Annotated in this window: 15 protein-coding genes; all 15 read right to left on the reverse strand. The window is 70.7% G+C overall.

The window, feature by feature from the left end:
* Nucleotides 1-54: 54 nt before the first annotated feature.
* The gene (gene nuoN / locus ACIBPB_RS03970) at nucleotides 55-1,608 is read right to left on the reverse strand and encodes an NADH-quinone oxidoreductase subunit NuoN (RefSeq protein WP_357309097.1); all 1,554 of its coding nucleotides are present in this window, start codon (nucleotides 1,606-1,608) and stop codon (nucleotides 55-57) included.
* Nucleotides 1,609-1,672: 64 nt separating this feature from the next.
* Nucleotides 1,673-3,205, reverse strand: a complete 1,533-nt coding sequence (locus ACIBPB_RS03975) for an NADH-quinone oxidoreductase subunit M (RefSeq protein ID WP_396838064.1) — start codon at nucleotides 3,203-3,205, stop codon at nucleotides 1,673-1,675.
* Nucleotides 3,206-3,269: 64 nt separating this feature from the next.
* Nucleotides 3,270-5,195, reverse strand: coding sequence for an NADH-quinone oxidoreductase subunit L (nuoL, locus tag ACIBPB_RS03980; protein ID WP_396838065.1), 1,926 nt, complete (start codon nucleotides 5,193-5,195; stop codon nucleotides 3,270-3,272).
* Between the two features lie 10 nt (nucleotides 5,196-5,205).
* Nucleotides 5,206-5,523 carry an NADH-quinone oxidoreductase subunit NuoK gene (gene nuoK / locus ACIBPB_RS03985; RefSeq protein ID WP_357309088.1) on the reverse strand — a complete coding sequence of 106 codons (318 nt, stop codon included), beginning with the start codon at nucleotides 5,521-5,523 and terminating at the stop codon, nucleotides 5,206-5,208.
* Nucleotides 5,520-6,293, reverse strand: a complete 774-nt coding sequence (locus ACIBPB_RS03990) for an NADH-quinone oxidoreductase subunit J (RefSeq protein WP_357309085.1) — start codon at nucleotides 6,291-6,293, stop codon at nucleotides 5,520-5,522. Before ACIBPB_RS03990 ends, nuoK begins: the two co-directional genes overlap by 4 nt.
* Nucleotides 6,290-6,931 (reverse strand): NADH-quinone oxidoreductase subunit NuoI, encoded by a 642-nt coding sequence (gene nuoI / locus ACIBPB_RS03995; RefSeq protein ID WP_046569221.1) that lies wholly within the window; start codon nucleotides 6,929-6,931, stop codon nucleotides 6,290-6,292. Before nuoI ends, ACIBPB_RS03990 begins: the two co-directional genes overlap by 4 nt.
* Nucleotide 6,932: 1 nt before the next feature.
* A complete protein-coding gene (nuoH, locus tag ACIBPB_RS04000) occupies nucleotides 6,933-8,285 on the reverse strand; it encodes an NADH-quinone oxidoreductase subunit NuoH (RefSeq protein ID WP_396838066.1) in 1,353 nt (450 codons plus the stop codon).
* Nucleotides 8,282-10,792: an NADH-quinone oxidoreductase subunit G gene (locus ACIBPB_RS04005; RefSeq protein WP_396838067.1), complete on the reverse strand. Its 2,511-nt coding sequence runs from the start codon at nucleotides 10,790-10,792 to the stop codon at nucleotides 8,282-8,284. The genes nuoH and ACIBPB_RS04005 overlap by 4 nt, the downstream gene beginning before the upstream one ends.
* Nucleotides 10,792-12,108 (reverse strand): NADH-quinone oxidoreductase subunit NuoF, encoded by a 1,317-nt coding sequence (nuoF, locus tag ACIBPB_RS04010; RefSeq protein ID WP_396838068.1) that lies wholly within the window; start codon nucleotides 12,106-12,108, stop codon nucleotides 10,792-10,794. The genes ACIBPB_RS04005 and nuoF overlap by 1 nt, the downstream gene beginning before the upstream one ends.
* Nucleotides 12,105-13,154 (reverse strand): NADH-quinone oxidoreductase subunit NuoE, encoded by a 1,050-nt coding sequence (nuoE, locus tag ACIBPB_RS04015; RefSeq protein WP_396838069.1) that lies wholly within the window; start codon nucleotides 13,152-13,154, stop codon nucleotides 12,105-12,107. Before nuoE ends, nuoF begins: the two co-directional genes overlap by 4 nt.
* Before the next feature lie 55 nt (nucleotides 13,155-13,209).
* On the reverse strand, nucleotides 13,210-14,538 hold the full coding sequence (locus tag ACIBPB_RS04020) for an NADH-quinone oxidoreductase subunit D (RefSeq protein ID WP_357309068.1): 1,329 nt from the start codon (nucleotides 14,536-14,538) through the stop codon (nucleotides 13,210-13,212).
* Nucleotides 14,535-15,272 carry an NADH-quinone oxidoreductase subunit C gene (locus ACIBPB_RS04025; RefSeq protein ID WP_357309065.1) on the reverse strand — a complete coding sequence of 246 codons (738 nt, stop codon included), beginning with the start codon at nucleotides 15,270-15,272 and terminating at the stop codon, nucleotides 14,535-14,537. The genes ACIBPB_RS04020 and ACIBPB_RS04025 overlap by 4 nt, the downstream gene beginning before the upstream one ends.
* Before the next feature lie 49 nt (nucleotides 15,273-15,321).
* Nucleotides 15,322-15,999, reverse strand: coding sequence for a NuoB/complex I 20 kDa subunit family protein (locus ACIBPB_RS04030; RefSeq protein WP_396838070.1), 678 nt, complete (start codon nucleotides 15,997-15,999; stop codon nucleotides 15,322-15,324).
* A gap of 14 nt (nucleotides 16,000-16,013) precedes the next feature.
* Nucleotides 16,014-16,379, reverse strand: a complete 366-nt coding sequence (locus ACIBPB_RS04035) for an NADH-quinone oxidoreductase subunit A (RefSeq protein WP_091668660.1) — start codon at nucleotides 16,377-16,379, stop codon at nucleotides 16,014-16,016.
* Nucleotides 16,380-16,568: 189 nt separating this feature from the next.
* Nucleotides 16,569-17,843 (reverse strand): geranylgeranyl reductase family protein, encoded by a 1,275-nt coding sequence (locus ACIBPB_RS04040; protein ID WP_357309059.1) that lies wholly within the window; start codon nucleotides 17,841-17,843, stop codon nucleotides 16,569-16,571.
* Between the last annotated feature and the right edge of the window lie 72 nt (nucleotides 17,844-17,915).

Consider the following 17,915-nt stretch of genomic DNA (forward strand, 5'->3'; position numbering starts at 1 on the left):
GGACCGGGGGCCGGTACGCCAACGGCGTACCGGCCCCCGGGGAACTGCCAGGGGTCATCTGACGAATTCGGCCGCACCGTTGGCCAGATCCAGCAGGGGCGCCGGGGCGACACCCAGCACCAGCGTGGCCAGCACGCCGATGACCAGGGCCGCCGAGGTGAGCGCACCCGGCACGGTGACGGTCGGGGTGGCGTCCCCCGGCTCGGAGAGCCACATCATGACCACCACCCGCAGGTACGGGAAGGCCAGCACCATGCTGGTCAGCACGCCGGCGATCACCAGCCAGGCCTGGTCCGCGTCCAGCGCCGGCGCGAAGACGGCGAACTTGCTGGTGAACCCGCTGGTCAGCGGGATACCGGCGAAGGCCAGCAGGATGAAGGTGAAGATCGCCGCGAAGAACGGCGAGCGGCGGCCCAGCCCGGCCCAGCGGGACAGGTGGGTGGCCTCGCCGTCGGCGTCCCGGACCAGGGTCACCACGGCGAACGCGGCGAGCACCGAGAAGCCGTACGCCACCAGGTAGAACATCGTGCCGGAGAGCCCGTCCCTGCTCGGCGCCAGCACGCCCACCAGCAGGTAGCCGGCGTTCGCGATGGACGAGTAGGCCAGCAGCCGCTTGATGTCCGTCTGGGTGACCGCCAGCACCGCGCCGACCAGCATGGTCAGCACCGCCACCGTGCCGAGGACCGGGGTGAAGTCCCAGGCGGCCCCGGCGAAGGCGACGTGGAAGACCCGCAGCAGGGCACCGAACGCGGCGACCTTCGTGCAGGCGGCCATGAAGCCGGTCACCGGGGTCGGGGCGCCCTGGTAGACGTCCGGCGTCCAGACGTGGAACGGCGCGGCGGCGGCCTTGAAGAGCAGGCCGATGGCGAGCAGCGCCATGCCGGCGTAGAGCAGCGTCGGGCTGGACGACGACTCGGTGACCGCGGTGTGCACGGTCGCGAAGTCGACCCCGGCCACCCGGCCCGGGATGCCCGAGGTGAAGCCGTAGATCAGCGCCACCCCGAACAGGAAGAACGCCGACGCGTACGCGCCGAGCATGAAGTACTTCAGCGCCGCCTCCTGGCTCAGCAGCCGCCGGCGGCGGGCCAGCGCGCAGAGCAGGTAGAGCGGCAGCGAGAAGACCTCGAGCGCGATGAACATGGTCAGCAGGTCGTTCGCCGCCACGAAGATCAGCATGCCGCCGATGGCGAAGGTGGCCAGCGGGTACACCTCGGTGGCGCCGGCCGCGCCCTCGGCCTGCCGCCGGTCGTCGGCCGACTCCGCGGTGACCGCCGCGTGGGCCACGAAGGCCCCGCCGCGCTCCACCGCGCGCTCACCGATGAGCAGCAGCGTCATCATGGCCAGGATCAGGATCGCGCCCTGGAGGAAGAGCGTCGGCCCGTCCACCGCGATGGCCTGGCCGGCGGTGAGCAGCCGGTCGTCGGCGTTCAGGATCACCATGGTCAGCGCGGCCAGCACCGCCAGCAGGGCGAGCGCGAGCTGCACCCCGTTGCGCAGCCGGCGCGGCACGAACGCCTCGACCAGGACGCCGACCAGCGCCGCGCCCAACATGATCAGGATGGGAGCCAGCGCCGCGTAGTCGAGCGACGGCAGCTTCAGTTCACTCACTTTCGGTGCCGCCTTTCGTTCGCGACTGCGGGGCTCACTCGCTCCGCTCGTTCACTCCTCGCGCTCACTTCGCGGCCTCCTGGACGGTGCCGACCGCCGGGGCGGGGTCGGTCCGACCCACGTCCTGCATGGTCGCCTTGACGGCGGGGTTGATGACATCGGTGACCGGCTTCGGATAGAAGCCGAGCAGCACGATGAGCGCGATCAGCGGGGCGACCACGACCTTCTCGCGCAGGGTCAGGTCACGGCGCATGCCGTCGACCTCGGTCAGGGCCGGGTTCAGCGTGCCCTGGGTGGTGCGCTGGATCATCCACAGCACGTACGCCGCGGCCAGGATGATGCCGAGCGTGGCGATCACCGCGACCGGCTTGTTGGTGGTGAAGGTGCCGATCAGCACCAGGAACTCGGAGACGAACGGCGCGGTGCCGGGCAGCGCCAGCGAGGCGAGACCGGCGAAGAAGAGCACCCCGGCCAGCACCGGGACCAGCTTGCCGGCGCCGCCGAAGTCGCTGATCAGGGCCGAGCCGCGACGGGCGATCAGCATGCCGACCACGAGGAAGAGCAGGCCGGTGGCGAGCCCGTGGTTGAGCATGTAGAGCACCGCGCCGGTGCCGGCCTGGGTGGTGAAGGCGAAGATGCCGACCCCGATGAAGCCGAAGTGCGCGATCGAGGTGTACGACACCAGCCGCTTCAGGTCGTTCTGCCCGACGGCCAGCAGCGCGGCGTAGATGATGCCGATCACGCCGAGCGCCAGCGCCCAGGGCGCGAACCACCTCGACGCCTCGGGGAAGAGCGGCAGGCAGTACCGCAGGATCCCGAAGGTGCCGACCTTGTCCAGTACGCCGACCAGCAGCGCGGCGGCGCCGGCCGGAGCCGCGCCACCGGCGTCCGGCAGCCAGGTGTGGAACGGGAAGAACGGCGCCTTGATCGCGAACGCGAGGAAGAAGCCGAGGAAGAGCCAGCGGGCGGTGTCGGTGGCGAACTCGGCCTGGCTGAGCGCCTGCCAGTCGAAGGTCTTCCCGCCGACCACCCAGAGGCCGATGACCGCGGCCAGCATGAACAGGCCGCCGACCAGCGAGTAGAGGAAGAACTTGACCGCCGCGTACTGCCGCTGGTGGCCGCCGTAGCTGCCGATCAGGAAGTACATCGGCACCAGCATGACCTCGAAGAACACGTAGAAGAGGAAGACGTCGGCAGCCGCGAAGACGCCGATCATCGTGCACTCGAGGACGAGCAGCAGCGCGAAGTAGGCCGGCACCGAGCGCTTGGACGACTCGGCGTCGTGCCAGGACGCCAGGATCACCAGCGGCACCAGGATCGCGATCAGCATCAGCATGACCAGGGCGATGCCGTCCACCTCGAAGGTGAAGTTGACGCCCCAGTTCGGGATCCACGCGTACGACTCGCGGAACTGGAACCGGTCACCGTCGGCGGAGAAGGCGATCCACATCACCACCGACAGCACCAGCACCAGCAGCGACCAGCCGAACGCCACCAGCTTGGCCAGGTCCGGCCGGCGGCGTGGCAGCACGGCCACGACCAGGGCGCCGACCAGCGGTGCCACGGTCAGCACCGAGAGGAACGGGAAGTTGGACATTATTCGGCCTTACCTCCGTCGTGACTGCGTGGCCCGCCGGCGGGGGCGGCCGCGTTCAGGTCGATCACGCCAGCCACCCCGCCTGCACCGCGAGGAACGCCGCGACCACGAGCAGCGCGCCGGTGAGGATCGAGGTCGCGTACGACCGCACGAAGCCGGTCTGCAGCCGCCGGAGCCGGCCCGAACCCCCGCCCACCGCGGCGGCGAGGCCGTTGACCAGCCCGTCCACGCCCCGGTTGTCGAGGTAGACCAGCGCCCGGGTGAGGAAGATGCCCGGCTTCTCGAAGACGGCCTCGTTGACGGCGTCCGTGTAGAGGTTGCGGCGGGCCGCGGTGACCAGCACCCCGGCCGGCTGCGGCTCGGTGGCCGTGCCGTTGCGGAACAGGAACCAGGCCAGCCCGGCGCCGAGGACCGTGACCGCCAGCGAGAGCGTGGTGATCAGCCAGTGCGCGAGGACCGCCTCGTGGCCCTCCTCCTGGCCGCCCAGCCCGGCGGTCGCCTCCAGCCAGTCCGGCACCGACGTGGCGAGCAGGAAGCCCGCCGCGACCGAGCCGATCGCCAGCAGGATCAGCGGGATGGTCATCAGCTTCGGCGACTCGTGCGGGTGCTCGATGTCCTCGGTCCACCGCTTCGGGCCGTGGAAGGTGAGCACGAAGAGCCGGGTCATGTAGAACGCGGTCAACCCGGCGCCGATCAGCGCGGCCATGCCGAAGAGCCAGGCGGTCCAGCCCTCCCGCTCGAACGCGGCCACGATGATCGGCTCCTTGGAGAAGAAGCCGGAGAACGGGAACATGCCGATGATGGCCAGCCAGCCCATCATGAAGGTCAGCCAGGTGACCTTCATGTACTTCGACAGGCCACCGAAGCGGCGGATGTCCACCTGGTCGTTCATGCCGTGCATGACCGAGCCGGCGCCGAGGAACATGTTGGCCTTGAAGAAGCCGTGCGCCAGCAGGTGCACGATGGCCAGCGCGTACGCCGCGCCGCCCAGGCCGACGCCGAGGAACATGTAACCGATCTGGCTCACCGTGGACCAGGCCAGCACCCGCTTGATGTCGTCCTTGGCCGCGCCGATGAGGCAGCCCATCAGCAGGGTGATCGCGCCGACGCTGACCACCACCAGCTGGAGGGTGGTGTTGGCCGAGAAGACCGGGTTGGAGCGGGCGATCAGGTAGACGCCCGCGGTGACCATGGTGGCCGCGTGGATGAGCGCGGAGACCGGGGTGGGGCCCTCCATCGCGTCCGGCAGCCACGCCTGGAGCGGGAACTGGCCGGACTTGCCGGTCGCGCCGAGCAGCAGCAGCAGGCCGAGCACCAGCACGGTGGTCTGGCTCAGCGCGCCGACCCCGTTGAACACGTCCTCGTACTGGGTGCTGCCGAGCTGGGCGAAGAGCATGAAGATGCCGATGGCCAGGCCGGCGTCGCCGACCCGGTTCATCAGGAAGGCCTTCTTGCCGGCGGTGGCCGCGCTCGGCCGGCCGTACCAGAAGGAGATCAGCAGGTACGACGCCAGGCCGACGCCCTCCCAGCCGAAGTAGAGCATCACGTAGTTGTTGCCGAGCACCAGCAGCAGCATCGCGGCGACGAACAGGTTGAAGTACCCGAAGAACCGCCGCCGGCCCTCGTCGTGCGCCATGTACTCGACCGCGTACAGGTGGATCAGGAAACCCACCCCGGTGATCAGCAGGACGAAGACCGCGGCCAGCGGGTCGAAGAGCAGACCGAAGTCCACCTTCAGGTCACCGGCCGTGATGAACTGCCAGAGGCTCAGCTCGACCTGCTTGTTCTCCAGGCCACGAAGCTGGAAGAAGTAGGTCAGGCCGAGCACGAAGGCGGCGCCGATGGCCGCCACGCCCAGCCAGTGACCCCACCGGTCGGCCCGGCGGCCGAGCAGCAGCAGGATCGCCGCGCTGACCAGCGGGATGGCCACCAGCAGCCAGACGCTGCCGAGAAATCCACTCGCCTCTGCGAAACGCACAGTCTCTTCCACCGTCGGCCCCTCAGTACTTCAGCAGGTTGGCGTCGTCGACGCTGGCCGAGCGCCGGGTCCGGAAGATCGCCATGATGACCGCGAGTCCGACCACGACCTCGGCCGCCGCCACCACCATCACGAAGAACGCCATGATCTGACCGTTCAGGTCGCCGTTGATGCGGCTGAAGGTGACCAGGGTCAGGTTCGCCGCGTTGAGCATCAGCTCGACGCACATGAACAGGACGATCGCGTTGCGCCGGACCAGCACCCCGACCGCGCCGATGGTGAAGAGCACCGCGGCGAGGACCAGGTAGTAGTTCGGCTCGACCGAGAAGAAGCTGCTCATTTCCGTTCCGTCCCCTTCAGCGAGGTCTCCTCGGCGGTCAGCTCCCGGACCGGCATGATCTCGGGGATGCTGCGCTCGGTCAGCCGGCCGTCGGGCAGGCGGGCCGGGGTGGCCACCGAGGACGACGTGGCGAAGACGCCCGGGCCAGGCTTCGGGCCGGGGTAGTTGCCGGGCCGGAACCGGGCCTTCATGGTGGCGACCTGGTCCATCCGGTCCTCCTTGCGCCGCTCGACGTGCGCCAGCACCATCGCGCCGACGGCCGCCGTGATCAGCAGCGCCGAGGTCAGCTCGAAGGCGAAGACGTACTTGGTGAAGAGCAGCCGGGCGATGCCCTGCACGTTGCCCTCGGCGTTCGCCCGGTCCAGGCCGACCGCCTCGACGCCGTCGAGCGCCCGGTACAGCCCGGTGCCGACCAGGCCGGCGAAGCCGAGCGCCAGCACGACCGCCGCCGTACGCTGCCCGCGCAGCGTCTCGATCAGCGAGTCGGAGGCGTCCCGGCCGACCAGCATGAGCACGAACAGGAAGAGCATCATGATCGCGCCGGTGTAGACGATGATCTGCACCATGCCGATGAACGGCCCCGCCTGGAGGACGTAGAACACGCCCAGGCAGAGCATGGTCAGCACCAGCCAGAGCGCCGAGTGCACCGCGTTGCGGGCCCACACCATGCCGATCGCGCCGAGCAGCGCCAGCGGGGCGAGGATCCAGAAGGTCACCGCCTCGCCGCCGCCGACCGAGGCGGCCTCGGCGAGCACCGTCTGCGTGGTCATGCCGTGTCTCCCTTGCCTGCCGCCACCCGCTGGGCCGCCTGCTCGGCGCCCGGGAAGGTGACGCCGGGGGTCTCGTCGAGCTGGTACCGGCCCGGGTTGTTGGCCGAGTGCTCGGCGCCGGCGGAGGTGCCCGGGTTGGTCAGCGCGCCGACGTAGTAGTCCTTCTCGCTGTCGCCCAGCCGCATCGGGTGCGGCGGCTGCTCCATCCCCGGCAGCAGCGGCGCGAGCAGCTGCTCCTTCGTGAAGATCAGGTCCTGCCGGTTGTCCCGGGCCAGCTCGTACTCGTTGCTCATGGTCAGCGAACGGGTCGGGCAGGCCTCGATGCAGAGCCCGCAGAAGATGCACCGGGCGTAGTTGATCTGGTAGACGCTGGCGTACCGCTCACCCGGCGAGAAGCGCTGCTCCTCGGTGTTGTCGCCACCCTCCACGTAGATCGCGTCGGCCGGGCAGGCCCAGGCGCACAGCTCGCAGCCGATGCACTTCTCCAGGCCGTCCGGGTGCCGGTTGAGGATGTGCCGCCCGTGGTAGCGCGGCGCCGAGACCGGCGGCTTGAACGGGTAGTCGGTGGTGACCACCTTCTTGAACATGTGCGAGAAGGTGACCCCGAAGCCCTTGAACGTTCCGGTGATCGCGCCCACGTCACACCTCCCTGGAGTCCGGGCCGGCGACGACGTTGGCCGGCTCCCGCTCGGCGACCACGCGCCTGGTGCGCGGGCTCGGTGGTACCTGAAGATCCATCGGGGGCAGCGGGAAGCTGCCGTGCGGCCGGCTGTTGACCTGTTCCTGCAGCGGCGGCGCCGGCTCCTTCTTCCGGCTCGGCCAGAAGAGCGTGGCCAGCAGCAGCACACCCGCGCCGATGGCGGTGGCGACCAGCCGGTCCTTGGTCTGCCAGTCCTCGATGGAGCGCAGGCCGGCCAGGACCAGGATCCAGACCAGGTTGATCGGCAGCAGGACCTTCCAGCCGAAGCGCATGAACTGGTCGTACCGGAGCCGGGGCAGGGTGCCCCGCAGCCAGACGAAGACGAAGACCAGCGCGATCACCTTGCCGAAGAACCACAGCATCGGCCACCAACCCGTGTTGGCGCCGGCCCACAGGGTGATCGGCCAGGGGGCCCGCCAGCCGCCCAGGAAGAGCGTCGTGGTGACCGCGGACATGGTCACCATCGAGACGTACTCGGAGAGCATGAAGAGCGCGAACTTCAGCGAGCTGTACTCGGTCATGAAGCCCGCGACCAGCTCCGACTCCGCCTCGGGCAGGTCGAACGGCGCCCGGTTCGTCTCACCGACGGTGGCGATGAAGAAGATGATGAAGCTGGGCAGCAGCAGGATCGCGTACCAGCCCGGCGCCGGCACCTGCTGGCCGGCGATGGTGAGCTGGGTGCCGTCGCCCTGGGCCGCGACGATGCCGCTGGTGGACATCGTGCCGGCGGTCATGAACACCGCCACGATGCTCAGCCCCATGGCGACCTCGTAGGAGATCATCTGGGCGGTGGACCGGAGCCCACCGAGCAGCGGGTAGGTCGAGCCGGAGGCCCAGCCGCCGAGCACGATGCCGTAGATGCCCATCGACGAGCAGGCCAGCAGCACCAGCACCGCCACCGACACGTCGGTGACCTGCAGCGGCGTCCAGTGCCCGAAGATGCTCACCTTCGGGCCGAACGGCACCACCGACAGCGCGGTGACCGCGCAGATCACCGAGATGGTCGGGGCGAAGAAGTAGACGACCTTGTCGGCGGCCTTCGGGAGGATGTCCTCCTTGAAGGCCATCTTCAGACCGTCGGCGAGGGTCTGCAGCAGGCCGAACGGGCCGACCTGGTTGGGGCCGGGCCGCACCGCCATCCGGCCGACGACCCGCCGCTCGAACCAGACGCCGAGCAGTGTGGCCAGCAGGCCGAAGGCGAACGCAAAGACGATCTTGATGAGGACCAGCCACCACGGGTCCTTGCCGAAGTCGGCCAGCGTCGGGTCCTGCGCCGCGAGGTAGAGGTTCACTGGACACTCCCGGTGTTGAGGAGCGGACCCGGCCGGCCGGCGGCGTCCGCGGCGACCCGCCCGGCCGGGACGGTCGCCCCGCCGACCGCGCCCGCCGAGACCGTGACGACGTCGCCGGACGTCGCGCCGAGGCTGCGCCGCACGGTCGAGCCGGGCGAGTTGGTCGGTAGCCAGACAACCCCGTCCGGCATCTCGGTGATTTCCGCCGGCAGGGTGACCGCGCCGCGGTCGGTGCCCACGGTCACCGCGTCCCCGTCGGCCACGCCGAGCGTCTCGGCGGTGCCCTTGCCCAGCCGCACCACCGGCGGGCGCGCGGTGCCGGCCAGGTGCTCGTCGCCGTCGGTGAGGCTGCCCAGGTCGATCAGCTGGTGCCAGGTGGCCAGCACGGCCTCCCCGGCGCCCGGCTGCGGCACGGTCGCCGGCTCCACCATCGGCGCGCCCGGGCGGTCGACCCGGGTCGGCGGCAGCGCGCCCAGCTCGCGGCGGACGGTCATCACGTCGCCGGTGCCGAGCCGGACGTCGAGCTGCGCGGCGAGCGCGTCCAGCACCCGGCCGTCGTTCATCGCGTCCGTCTCCAGCACCCGCTCGAAGGTGCGCAGCCGGCCCTCCCAGTCCAGGAAGCTGCCGGCCTTCTCGACCACCGGGGCGACCGGGAGGACCACGTCGGCCCGCCGGGCCACCGCGCTCATCCGCAGCTCCAGGCTGACCAGGAACGGCACCGCGTCGAGGGCCTGCTCGGCCAGGCGCGGGTCGGCCAGGTCGGCCGGGTCGACGCCGGCCACCACGAGCGCCCCCAGCTGGCCGTTGGCGGCCGCGGTGAGGATGCCGTCGGTGTCCCGCCCGGCCTGGCTCGGGATGACCCCGGCCGGGATGTCCCAGGCCTCGCCCAGCTCCGCGCGGGCCGCCGGCTCGGTGACCAGACGGCCACCGGGCAGCAGGTTGGGCAGGCAGCCCGCGTCGACCGCACCCCGGTCGCCCGCGCGCCGCGGCACCCAGGCCAGCTTGGCCCCGGTACGCCGGGCGACGTCCGCCGCCGCGGAGAGCCCGCCCGGCACCGCGCCGAGCCGCTCGCCGACGATCAGGATCGCGCCCGGCTGGCTCAGCGCCTCGGCCACCGTGGCGTGCTCGGCCAGCACGCTGGCCTCCTCGCCCGGCACCACCCGGGCCAGCTTGGCCCCGAGCTTCTCCAGGCCCCGGGTCGCGAACGGCGCGATCGCGTACACGGTCAGGGTCTTCTTCAGGTACGCCTTGCGCAGCCGCAGGAAGAGGATCGGGCACTCCTCCTCCGGCTCCAGGCCGACCAGCACCACCGCGGGCGCGTTCTCCACGTCCGTGTAGGTCACGTCGGTGACCCCGGCGACGTTGCTGGCCAGGAAGTCGGCCTCCTCGCGGGAGACCGGGCGGGCCCGGAAGTCCAGGTCGTTGGTGCGCAGCGCGACCCGGGCGAACTTCGCGTACGCGTAGGCGTCCTCGACGGTCAGCCGGCCGCCGGTGAGCACCGCGCTGCCCTGCCCGCCGTCCCGAGCCGCGCGCAGCCCGTCGGCGGCCCGGGTCAGCGCCTCGCTCCACGAGGCCTCGCGCAGCTCACCGCTGCGCTCGTCGCGCACCAGCGGCGTGCTGAGCCGGTCGAACGCCCGGGCGTACTGGAAGCCCCAGCGGCCCTTGTCGCAGTTCCACTCCTCGTTCACCGCCGGGTCGTCGCCGGCCAGCCGGCGCAGCACCTTGCCACGCCGCCAGTCGGTGCGCTGGGCGCAACCGGCCGCGCAGTGCTCGCAGGCGCTCGGGGTGGAGACCAGGTCGAACGGGCGGGCCCGGAACCGGTACTGGGCACCGGTCAGCGCGCCCACCGGGCAGATCTGCACCGTGTTGCCGGAGAAGTACGAGTTGAACGGGACGTCACCCGCATCGCCCTCCTCGCCGTACGCGTCGTCCCGGTAGATGTTGATCTCCTCGGCGGACGACCGGCCCATCAGGTCGATGAACTTGTCGCCGGCGATCTCCTCGGAGAACCGGGTGCAGCGCTGGCAGAGCACGCACCGCTCGCGGTCGAGCAGCACCTGGGTGCTGATCTCCACCGGCTTCGGGTACTCCCGCTTGTGCTCGTGGAACCGCGAGTCCGTCCGGCCGGTGGACATCGCCTGGTTCTGCAGCGGGCACTCGCCGCCCTTGTCACACATCGGGCAGTCGAGCGGGTGGTTCACCAGCAGCAGCTCCATGATCCCCGCCTGCGCCTTCTTGGCGACCGGCGAGGTGAGCTGGGTCCGGACCACCATGCCGTCGGCGACCGCCTGGGTGCAGGAGGCGACCGGCTTGCGCTGGCCCTCCACCTCCACCAGGCACTGCCGGCAGGCGCCGGCCGGGGCCAGCAGCGGGTGGTCGCAGAACCGCGGGATCTCGATCCCCATCTGCTCGGCGACCCGGATCAGCAGCGTGCCCTTGGGCGCGGTGACCTCGACGCCGTCGATGGTGAGGGTGACGGTTTCGGTCTGCTTGGCTACGTCGGTCATCAGTGCGCTCCCACCAGCTGCTTGTCCGACAGCTTCGGCGCGGTACGTCCCTCGATGTAGTCGAGGTAGTCCTGCTTGAAGTACTTCAGCGACGAGGTCACCGGGCTGGTCGCGCCGTCGCCCAGCCCGCAGAACGCGCGGCCCAGGACGTTGTCGCAGGTGTCCAGCAGGGTGTCCAGGTCCTCGTAGGTGCCGTGGCCGGACAGGATGCGCCGGTAGATCCGGGCCATCCAGTAGTTGCCTTCGCGGCACGGGGTGCACTTGCCGCACGACTCGTGGTGGTAGAACTCCATCCACCGGTAGGTCGCGTACACCGGGCAGTCCTGGTCGGAGAAGATCTGCGTGGCCGTGGTGCCCAGGATCGAGCCGGCCGCCGCCACCCCCTCGAAGTCCAGCGGCACGTCCAGGTGCTCGGCGGTGAGCAGCGGGGTCGACGACCCGCCCGGGGTCCAGAACCGCAGGTTGTGCCCGGGCTGCATGCCACCGGCCAGCTCGATCAGCTCGCGCAGGGTGATCCCCATCGAGCACTCGTACTGGCCGGGGTTGGCGATCCGGCCGGAGAGCGAGTAGATCATCGGGCCGGAGGACTTCTCCGTACCCATGGTCTTCCACCAGTCGGCGCCGCCCAGCACGATGTACGGCACGCTGGCGATGGTGCCGACGTTGTTGACCACGGTCGGGCTGGCGTACAGGCCGTGGGTCGCCGGGAACGGCGGGCGCAGCCGGGGCTGGCCCCGGAAGCCCTCCAGCGAGTCCAGCAGCGCGGTCTCCTCACCGCAGATGTACGCCCCGGCCCCGGAGTGCACCACCAGTTCCAGGTCGAACTTCGAGCCGAGGATGTTCCGGCCGAGGTAGCCCTTGGCGTACGCCTCCTGGACCGCGTTGCGCAGCCGGCGCGCGGCGTGAACCGCCTCGCCCCGGATGTAGATGTAGGCGCGGTTGGCCCGGATCGCGTACGACGCGATGATCACGCCCTCGACCAGCGAGTGCGGGTCGTGCGTCATCAGCGGCAGGTCCTTGCAGGTGCCCGGCTCGCCCTCGTCGGCGTTCACCACCAGGTAGTGCGGCTTCCCGTCGCCCTGCGGGATGAAGCCCCACTTGAGACCGGTCGGGAAGCCCGCACCGCCGCGACCGCGCAGGCCGGAGTCCTTGATCAGCTGGATCAGGTCGTCCGGGTGCGCGTTGAGCGCCTTGCGCAGGGCGGCGTAGCCGTCCAGCTTCTCGTAGGTGGCGATCCCCCAGGCGTCCGGCGACAGCCAGCGCTTGGTCAGCACCGGCGTGAGCTTGGCCAGCGTCTCGGGCCGAGGCGTCGTCACTTTTGAGCCTCCTTCAGGTTGCGCTGCTGCGCCCCGGCGTCGTCGCCGGCGGGCTTGCCGTCGCCGGCCGGCGGGTTGGCCGCCGCGCCGGCCGCCTCGGCCGCCTGGGCGTCGCGCGGCGCGGGCGGCGCGCCGTCGGTCGGGACCTTGGTGCCCGGGGCGTCCGGGACCGCGGTGCTCGCGTCCGGCTGCCGGGTCTCGGCGGTACGCACCTGCGGCGACTTGTCGTCCGGCGCCTTCACGTCCGGCGCGGTGCTGCCGGTGGCCGCCGTCCCGGCGGCCGGCTTCGCGGGCTCCGCGGCGGGGGCCGGCTTCGCGGCCTCGGCCTTCGCCTTCGCCTCGGCGGCGGCCCGGTCGGCCTCGGCCTTGCTGCGGATCGGCGTGTTCGGGTCGAAGCCCGACACCGAGATGCCGTGCTGCTCGGCCAGGCGCAGGCCGCGCAGGCTCGGCTCGCCCGGGCTGCCGTCGGCCACCGCGCCGTCCCGCTCGTCGGCGAACCCGGCGAGCTGGACGGCCATCTCCTTGAGCGTGCAGAGCCGGGCGCCGCGGGTCGGCATCGGCCGGCCGCCGGCGCGCAACTCCTCGACGACGCCCAGCGCGGTCTGCGCGTCGACGTTGTCGAAGAAGTCGTAGTTGACCGTCATCACCGGGCCGTAGTCGCACGCCGCCAGGCACTCGGCGTGCTCCAGGGTGATCTTCCCGTCGGCGGTGGTCTCGTCGTGCCCGACACCCAGGTGCTCGGCCAGGGTGTCGTAGACCTCCTGGCCGCCCAGCACGTTGCACATCGTGTTGGTGCAGACGCTGACCAGGTAGTCGCCGGTCGGCTTGCGCTTGTACATGGTGTAGAAGGTGGCCACCGCGCCGACCTGGGCCTTGTTCAGGCCGAGCACCTCGGCGCAGAACTCGACCCCGGCCGGGGAGACGTACCCCTCCTCGGACTGGACCAGGTGCAGCAGCGGCAGCAGCGCCGAGCGGGACCGGTCGGCCGGGTACCGGGCGATGATCTCCCGCGCCCGCTCCCGGGTCTGGTCAGTGAAAACGGTCATCAGAGCCGCCCTTCGTTCGCGACTGCGGTGCTCCGCTGCGCTGCGCTCCGCGCACTCACCGGTCACACCCCCCCATCACCGGGTCCAGCGAGGCGCCACCGGCGATCACGTCGGCGATCAGGCCACCCTCGGAGATCGCCGGGAGGGCCTGGAGGTTGACGAAGCTCGGCTCCCGGTAGTGCACCCGGTACGGCCGGGTGCCGCCGTCGGAGACGGCGTGCACGCCCAGCTCGCCGCGGGGCGACTCGATGCCGACGTACACCTGTCCCGGCGGGACCCGGAAGCCCTCGGTGACGAGCTTGAAGTGGTGGATCAGCGACTCCATCGACTGACCCATGATCTTCGCGACGTGCTCCAGCGAGTTGCCCATGCCGTCGACGCCGATGGCGAGCTGCGCCGGCCAGGCGATCTTCTTGTCGGAGACCATCACCGGGCCCGGCTTGGCCAGCCGGTCCACCGCCTGCTCGACCAGCTTCAGCGACTCCCGGATCTCGGCGAGCCGGACCAGGTAGCGGCCCCAGACGTCGCCGTCGGTGTGCGTCGGCACGTCGAACTCGTACGTCTCGTAGCCGCAGTACGGCATGGTCTTGCGCAGGTCCCAGGCCAGGCCGGCGGAGCGGAGCACCGGGCCGGTCACGCCGAGCGCCAGGCAGCCGGTCACGTCGAGCACGGCCACGTTCTTGGTCCGCTCGATCCAGATCGGCTGGCCGGAGAGGAGGTCCTCGTACTCCTTGAGCTTCTTCGGCAGCAGGACCAGGAAGTCGCGGATCTTGCGGATCGCGTCCTCCGGCACGTCCTGCGCCACCCCGCCCGGGCGGACGTACGCGTGGTTCATCCGCAGGCCGGTGATCGTCTCGAAGATGTCGAGGATGTACTCCCGCTCGCGGAAGCCGTACAACATCATGTTGATCGCACCGAGCTCCATGCCGGTGGTGGCCAGCCAGACCAGGTGCGAGGAGATCCGGTTGAGCTCCATCATCAGCACCCGGATGGTGGTGGCCCGCTCGGTGATGTCGTCGGTGATGCCGAGCAGCTTCTCCACCGCCAGCGCGTACGCCGTCTCGTTGAACAGCGGGGAGAGGTAGTCCATCCGGGTCACGAAGGTGGAGCCCTGCACCCAGTTGCGGAACTCGAGGTTCTTCTCGATGCCGGTGTGCAGGTAGCCGACGACCGAGCGGACCTCGCGGACCGTCTCGCCCTCCAGCTCGAGGATCAACCGGAGCACGCCGTGGGTCGACGGGTGCTGCGGACCCATGTTGACGACGATCCGCTCGTCGTTGATCGGGTCGGTGCCGGAGACGACCTGGTCCCAGTCCCCACCGGTGACGGTGAAGACCTTGCCCTCGGTGGTCTCACGCTCGGTCGCATAGTTCGACGTCGTCACTGGTAAGACCTCCTCCGGTCCGGCGGCGGGATCTCCGCGCCCTTGTACTCCACCGGGACGCCACCCAGCGGGTAGTCCTTGCGCTGCGGGTGCCCCTCCCAGTCGTCCGGCATGAGGATCCGGGTCAGGTTGGGGTGGCCGTCGAAGACGATGCCGAACATGTCGTACGTCTCCCGCTCCTGCCAGTCGGCGGTCGGGTAGACGGCGGTGACGCTCGGCAGGTGCGGGTCGTCGGCGGGGACCGCGGCCTCCAGCCGGACCAGGCGCCGGTAGGTCATCGAGGTGAGCTGGTAGACCACGTGCAGCCGGCGCTCGTCGGCGCCGAGGTAGTCCACCCCGGACACCGAGGAGCACAGCTCGAAGCGGAGCGCCAGGTCGTCGCGCATCACCTGGCAGACCTCGGCGATCCGCTCCGGGCGGACGTGCAGGGTCAGCTCGCCCCGGTCCACCACGACCTTCTCGATCGCCTCGCCGAACTGCGGGTACGCCTCCTCGAGCGCGTCCCGGACCTCGTCGAAGTAGCCGCCGTACGGGCGGCTGGCCTCCTCGATCGGCTTGCGCTGCCGGACCAGGCCGCCGTAGCCGGAGACGTCACCGGTGCCCTGGTTGCCGAACATGCCGCGCCCGGCGGGGCTGGCCGGCGGGTACTCGGCCGGGGCGGTGCTGCTGGCGCCGGCCGGGGTGACCGGTACCGGCACGCCGCCGTCGTTGTTCCTGTCGTTCGGTGCGGTCACTGCCCCTGCCCTCCGTTCACGACTGCCCGCTCCGCCGTACTCCGCGCGCTCACTTGGGGCCCTGCTGCGGCTGGAGGTGGTGCTGCGCCTTCATCCAGTTCTCAATCCGCAGCTGCTCCTCGCGGCCCTCCCGGACCGCCCGGGTCCACTCGGCCCGACGGGCCTTGTCGCTGCGGTACGACGACGGCATCGAGCCGTACGGCACGACGGGCACGTCACCGCGCTCCTTGCGGGCCTCGAGCATCTTGCGGCCGTTCGGGCCCAGCGGCTCGTACATGATCTTCTCGCGGAGCTTGAGCACCGCGTCGATGAGCATCTCGGGCCGGGGCGGGCAGCCCGGGAGGTACATGTCGACCGGCACGATGTGGTCGACGCCCTGCACGATGGCGTAGTTGTTGAACATGCCGCCGCTGCTGGCGCAGACGCCCATCGAGATGACCCAGCGGGGCTCGGCCATCTGGTCGTAGATCTGGCGCAGCACCGGGGCCATCTTCTGGCTCACCCGGCCGGCCACGATCATGAGGTCCGCCTGCCGCGGCGAGGCCCGGAACACCTCCATGCCCCAGCGGCCCATGTCGTAGTGCGGACCACCGGCGGCCATCATCTCGATGGCACAGCAGGCCAGGCCGAAGGTGGCGCCCCAGACGGACGACTTCCGCGACCAGTTGACCAGCTTCTCCACGGAGGTGAGCAGGACGCCGGCCGGGAGCTTCTCCTCGATGCCCATCTGACGTACCTCCCTCAGTCCCAGTCCAGGCCGCCGCGCCGCCAGACGTAGGCGTAGGCGACGAAGACCGCGACGATGAACAGGACCATCTCCACGAAGCCGAAGATCGGCAGGGCGTCGAAGGAGACGGCCCAGGGGTAGAGGAAGATGATCTCGATGTCGAAGACGATGAAGAGCATCGCCGTCAGGTAGAACTTGATCGGGAACCGGCCGCCGCCGACGGGCTGCGGGCTCGGCTCGATGCCGCACTCGTACGCCTCGAGCTTGGCCTTGTTCAGGCGTCGGGGGCCGGCGAATCGGGCGGCGGCCACGGAGAACAGGGAGAACCCCGCGGCGAGGGCGAACAGCCCGATGATCGGTGCGTAAGGCGAGAGCGTCATCGTAGTCTCCTGCTCGTCCTTCCCTGACCTCGGTGGTTGCCGAAAATCACACTATTCACGTCCCTCACGACCTCGGCCGGCGGGGTCGATCTCCGCCCGTTCCCGGCCCCGCGGTTGCGGGTACGGGTGGTCCTGGACGGCGCCGGCTCACGTTCCGCGACTGCGGGGCTCGCACGCTCACTCCTCGCGCTACACGGCTGGCGCCACCTTCGTCATCGCGTTGATGACCCGGTCCATCGCGTCCCCGCCCCGGGGGTCGGTCAGGTTGGCCAGCAGCTTGAGCACGAAGCGCATCAGCATCGGGTGCGGCATGCCGTGCTTGGTGGCCAGCCGCATGATCTCCGGCCGGCCGATCAGCTTCACGAAGATGCCGCCGAGCCGGTAGTAGCCGCCGAAGCGGGCCTTCAGCTCCTGCGGGTACGCCAGCAGCGCCCGCTCCCGGTCGGCGCCGGCCGGCCGGGCCAGCGCCTGCACGGCCACCTCGGCGGCCAGCTCACCGGACTCCATGGCGTACGCGATGCCCTCGCCGTTGAACGGGTTGACCATGCCGCCGGAGTCGCCGACCAGCAGCACCCCACGGGTGTAGTGCGGGACCCGGTTGAAGCCCATCGGCAGCGCGGCGCCGAGGATCGGCCCCTCCGCGTTGGTCTCGTCGGTCATCCCCCAGTCCTCGGGGGTGTTGGCCAGCCAGTCGGTGAGTAGCCGCCGGTAGTTGGTCTTGCCGAAGGCGGCGGAGGAGTTGAGCACGCCCAGGCCGACGTTCACCCGGCCGTCGCCGAGGCCGAAGATCCAGCCGTACCCGGGCAGCAGCGCGTCGCTGCCCTTGGCCCGCAGTTCCAGCCACGACTCCAGGTAGTCGTCGTCGTGCTTGGCGGGCGAGCGGTAGTAGCGGCGCACCGCCACGCCGATCGGCCGGTCCTCCCGCTTGGCCAGCCCGAGGGCGAGCGGGAACCGACCGGAGACGCCGTCCGCGGCGACCACCAGCGGGGCGTGGAAGGTGGCCGGCTCGTTGTCCGGACCCACCTCGGCCTGCACGCCGATCACCCGGTCGTCGGCGTCGAGCACCGGGCCGAGCACGTTCACGCTGGTCCGCAGCTTCGCCCCGGCGGCGACGGCCCGCTGGGCGAGCAGGTCGTCGAAGTCGAGCCGGGTGCGGACCAGGCCGTAGTTGGGGAAGCTGGCGAGGTCGGGCCAGTCCAGTTCGAGGCGTATCCCGCCGCCGATCACCCGCAGGCCCTTGTTCTGCAGCCAGCCGGCCTCGGGCGAGGTGTCCACGCCCATCCGGATGAGCTGCCGCACGGCCCGGGGGGTCAGGCCGTCACCGCAGACCTTCTCCCGGGGAAACTCGGTCTTCTCCAGCAGCAGCACACGTACGCCGTGCCGCGCCAGGTGGTACGCCGTCGCCGATCCTCCGGGACCGGCGCCCACGACGATGACGTCGGCGTCGTTCTCCACCGCGGTCATCCGCGCCTCCTCCCGCACGCTCGTGAAATGGTTCACAAGCCGATCGGGTTGGAGTCTATGACCGGGGTTACA

It is taken from the genome of Micromonospora sp. NPDC049836 (assembly GCF_044465125.1).
Taxonomy (GTDB): Bacteria; Actinomycetota; Actinomycetes; order Mycobacteriales; family Micromonosporaceae; genus Micromonospora.

Excerpts from the sequence above, each read along its gene's own strand:
- ACIBPB_RS04035 (WP_091668660.1), bottom strand. The coding sequence starts at position 16,379 with ATGACGCTCTCGCCTTACGCACCGATCATCGGGCTGTTCGCCCTCGCC.
- ACIBPB_RS03975 (WP_396838064.1), bottom strand. The coding sequence starts at position 3,205 with ATGTCCAACTTCCCGTTCCTCTCGGTGCTGACCGTGGCACCGCTGGTC.
- ACIBPB_RS04040 (WP_357309059.1), bottom strand. The coding sequence starts at position 17,843 with ATGACCGCGGTGGAGAACGACGCCGACGTCATCGTCGTGGGCGCCGGT.
- ACIBPB_RS04030 (WP_396838070.1), bottom strand. The coding sequence starts at position 15,999 with ATGGGCATCGAGGAGAAGCTCCCGGCCGGCGTCCTGCTCACCTCCGTG.
- nuoE (WP_396838069.1), bottom strand. The coding sequence starts at position 13,154 with ATGACCGTTTTCACTGACCAGACCCGGGAGCGGGCGCGGGAGATCATC.
- nuoK (WP_357309088.1), bottom strand. The coding sequence starts at position 5,523 with ATGAGCAGCTTCTTCTCGGTCGAGCCGAACTACTACCTGGTCCTCGCC.
- ACIBPB_RS04005 (WP_396838067.1), bottom strand. The coding sequence starts at position 10,792 with ATGACCGACGTAGCCAAGCAGACCGAAACCGTCACCCTCACCATCGAC.
- ACIBPB_RS03990 (WP_357309085.1), bottom strand. The coding sequence starts at position 6,293 with ATGACCACGCAGACGGTGCTCGCCGAGGCCGCCTCGGTCGGCGGCGGC.